The organism is Deltaproteobacteria bacterium, from assembly GCA_009929795.1.
Lineage (GTDB): Bacteria > Desulfobacterota > Desulfovibrionia > Desulfovibrionales > Desulfomicrobiaceae > RZZR01.
In genome coordinates this window covers 1-3,630 of the sequence record RZZR01000201.1, presented here as the reverse complement: position 1 = coordinate 3,630, position 3,630 = coordinate 1, and the positions used below count along the sequence as shown (strand labels likewise).

The 3,630-nt window shown below is 68.7% G+C and carries 4 protein-coding genes; all 4 read right to left on the bottom strand.

Features of this window, described 5'->3' with window-relative positions:
* A partial coding sequence (locus EOM25_13055) for a GNAT family N-acetyltransferase (protein NCC26103.1) occupies positions 1-317 on the bottom strand: 317 nt, incomplete at its 3' end.
* Between the two features lie 149 nt (positions 318-466).
* Positions 467-2,212, bottom strand: a complete 1,746-nt coding sequence (locus EOM25_13050; protein ID NCC26102.1) for a histone deacetylase family protein — start codon at positions 2,210-2,212, stop codon at positions 467-469.
* Positions 2,176-3,201, bottom strand: coding sequence for a D-alanine--D-alanine ligase (locus EOM25_13045; GenBank protein NCC26101.1), 1,026 nt, complete (start codon positions 3,199-3,201; stop codon positions 2,176-2,178). Before EOM25_13045 ends, EOM25_13050 begins: the two co-directional genes overlap by 37 nt.
* Positions 3,192-3,630, bottom strand: a 439-nt coding sequence (locus tag EOM25_13040) for a D-alanine--D-alanine ligase (GenBank protein NCC26100.1), incomplete at its 5' end; no start/stop codon positions are given. The genes EOM25_13040 and EOM25_13045, both read right to left, overlap by 10 nt.

Genomic DNA, 3,630 nt, shown 5'->3' with positions numbered 1-3,630 from the left:
CGATACCCCCGGGCCAGGTAGAAGGCCCGGGTGGGGGCGTATTGGGGCCGGGAGGCGGTTTCGGCGTACATGCGGACCGCGCCCAGGGTCATGGCCGCGGCCTCGGTCCGGGCCAGGAGTTCGCGGCCCAGGCCCCGGCCCCGGTGGCTGTCCAGGACCACGATCCAGTAGAGGTCGAAGCGGTTCTCGGTGCAGGGGATGGGGCCGAAGCAGGTATACCCGACGACCCGGCCCATTTCCTCGGCCATGATGAAATTGTAGCCCGAGGATGGGCCCAGGCGCAGGGCCTCGGCCACGAGTTCCACGGCCAGGTCGATTTCGGCCGGGCTGAAGAAGCCCGAGGAGGCGGTCAGGGTCCGGACGGCATCGAGGTCGGATGGCAGGATCCGGTCGCGGAAGGCAAGGGATTCTTGGACCATGGGTGAATGTGGTTCAGGGTTTGGGGATGAATTTGGGCTCGAGAAATCTACCGGGCACGGACCCGGTCGGACATGCCGGAATGCAGGCCCTGGAAGAAGGCCAGGGCGTTCTTGCCCAGGGACGGGATGCGGTAGCCGCCTTCCTGGACGGCCAGGACCGGCAGGCCCAGAAATCCGATGCGGCGGCCGACCTCGGTCAGGTCCGCCGGGTTCAGGCTCCAGGACCCGGTGGGGTCGTTCTTGGCCGTGTCCAGGCCCAGGCAGAGGACAATGAAGGTCGGGGCGAAGCGCTCGATCCGGGCCAGGGCCCTGGCCAGGACCTTCAGGTAGACCGGACCGTTCACCAGTTCGGGCAGGGGATAGTTGTGGTTCTTGCCCAGGCCCGGTCCCTGGCCTCGCTCCGAGGCGAACCCGGAGAAATACGGGTAGGCCAGACGGGGATGGCCGTGGATGGACTGGGTGAAGACGTCGGCCCGTTCGTAGAAGATGTCCTGAGTGCCGTTGCCGTGGTGGTAGTCGATGTCCAGGACGGCCACCCTGCCGTGGGCGGAAAGGAAATGGGCGGCCACGGCCGCGGAGTTGAAATAGCAGAAGCCCCCGAAGACCGAGCGTCCGGCGTGGTGGCCGGGGGGGCGGACCAGGGCGTAGGCCAGGCGGCGACCGGACAGGATGTCCTCGGCGGCGGTCAGGGCGCAGTCCACGGCCCGGCGGGCGGCCAGGTAGGCGTTGCGGTTCAGGGGGGTGAAGGTGTCGATGCAGTAGTATCCGGCCCGGACCGGGAGTTCCTTGGGTGGCCGGGTCCGGTTCCGCAGGGGAAAGACATAGGGGTAGATGGACTTGCCCTCGGGCAGGGAGGCGCAGGCCCGTTTGAAGTAGCCGACCATGCCCCGGTCGTGCACGGCCAGGATGTGGGATTCGGGAAAATGCCTGACCTTCAGTCGGGTGAACAGGTTCGAAGGCTCCAGGACGTCAAGGATGCGCCTGATGCGGGCCGGGGATTCGACGTAGCCCCGTTCGCGGACGTGGTGGATGTCGTGGCGGTCGTTGACGGTCAGGGAGATGGACGGCCCGGGCCGGGGCACGTCCGGGACCGGGGCATCAGGCGGCAGGTATCTGGGAGCCCGCAGGCGGACGGGGTCGTTCTTGAAGGATCCGAGGACCATGTCCACATAGCCCTGAGGGCAGCGCGAACCGTACTTGCGCTCCAGAAAGGCCTGGACCATGGCCTTGGCCTCGTTCAGGGCCAGGGGCGGGTTGCCCAGGAGGTCGCAGACCAGGGCCGGGGGGCATTGGTCCGGGGTGGTCTCGAAGGGGGTTTCAAAGGCCGTACCGATGACGGGCCGGGCCCCGAACCGTTCGTAGAAGCGCATCCGGGCCCGGTTCTGGCGGACCAGGGCCGGGTCCAGGCAGATGGCGGCATCGTCCGAGAGGCATTCCATGAGGATGCAGCGCGAGTCCAGGGCCCTGGCTTCCTCCCTCACTCGCTGGTAGAGGGCCGCGCCCACGCCGCCGCCGGTACGGCCCGGAGTGGCGGCCAGATAGTCGAGCAGACAGAAGCCCAGGTCGGAAACATGAAGAACCAGGGCGAAGCCCAGAATCCGGTCCCTGGCCTCGGCCACCAGAAGGATGGTCCGGAACCGGTGGCGCAGGGGATTTCTGAGTTGGCCGGGGATGGACTTGACCTCGCGACGGGACACGGCCGGAAATTGCTCGTGCAGAATTTCCTGGACCCGGGCGATGGCCGTCCGGTCGACACTCAGCAGGTCGTCGAAGACGCGGCGGATACGAAACACGGCTTGGGATTCCGAAGGAGCAGCGGTCTCGGCCCCCGGGCGAATTCGACCAGGCCGGCCATGACGGCCTCGTAGGCCAGCCCGGCCCGGTCCAGGGCGGCGGCGAACCCGGCGTCCGGGGACAGACAGGGGTTGGCGTTGACGTCGATGACCATGGGCCCGTCCTGTGGATGGACCCGGAAATCGACCCGGGCGTAGCCGTCCAGGCCGAAGGCCTCCCAGCAGCGAAGGGCCAGGCGGCCCAGGGTCGTCAGCAGGTTCTTGTCCGAAGTGGGAAAATCAAACGTCCTCGGGGTACGGGCGTAGGCGGCCGAGGATTCGTCCCATTTGGCGGCCCAGTCCACGATGTGGTGGCCGCCGGACCCGGCGGCGTCGAACCTGATCTCGGCCGGGGGCAGAACCCTGGGACCCTTGGGGGTTCGGATCAGGGCCAGGTTGAACTCCCGGCCGGGGACAAAGGCCTCGGCGAACCAGGCTCCGCCGTGGGTGGAGCGGGCCCGGGTCAGGGTCCGGCGCATGGTCCGCCGGTCCGGTGCGGACAGAATGGAGTCGGCGTCCAGGCCGAAGGAGGCGTGCTCCCAGACGGACTTGATGATCCAGTCTCCGGGGAGCCCGGGCCTGAAAAGCGGCGGGGCAGGGATTTCGGCCCGAGCCAGGACTGTCTTGCAGAGGATCTTGCTCGTGGACAGGAGCATGGCCCGGGAGCCGGATCCGGTGCAGGCGACTTCGGCCCGGCGCATGGCTGCGGGCACGAGATGGGCTTGGCGGGCCGAGCCGTCCACGGCTTCCACCAGGTTGAAGACCACCGCGGCCCCGAGGGCCTTGGCCTGCCGGGCCGCCTCGTCAGGGCCGCGGTCCATGACCAGCTCGAAGGCCTCGATGCCGGCCCGGTCCAGGGCGGCCAGGACGGCCAAGGTCTGGGTCAGGGTGTCCTGATCCTCAAGGGCGGCCTGGGGCGAGACGGCATTCCTGAGGACTGCTACGCGCACCTGGTGGCCTCTCCCATGGCCGCAGGCAGGCGTTCCAGGGCCGACTCCATGATCATGGCGATGAGTTCCCGGTAGGTGACCCCTGCCAGGCGGCACATGATGGGCAGGTCTGAATGGCCCGGATGGAGTCCTGGCAGGGGGTTGACCTCCATGAAGTGGGGCGTGCCCCCGGCGTCCAGGCGGAGATCGACCCGGCTGACGTCACGCAGGCCCAGGCCCCTGTGGGCGGCCACGGCCACCTCGGCGGCGTGCCACGCGGCTCCGTCGTCGGCCAGGCAATAGTGGACCCGGTCCTCATAGAGGGCCTTGTTGCCGTAGGTGTAGGCCCCAGCCTCGGCCTTGCCGTCGACCAGGACGACCTCCATGACCGGCAGGGCCCTGGCCCGGGGCCCGGTGCCAACCACGCCCACGGTGAATTCCCGGCCGGGC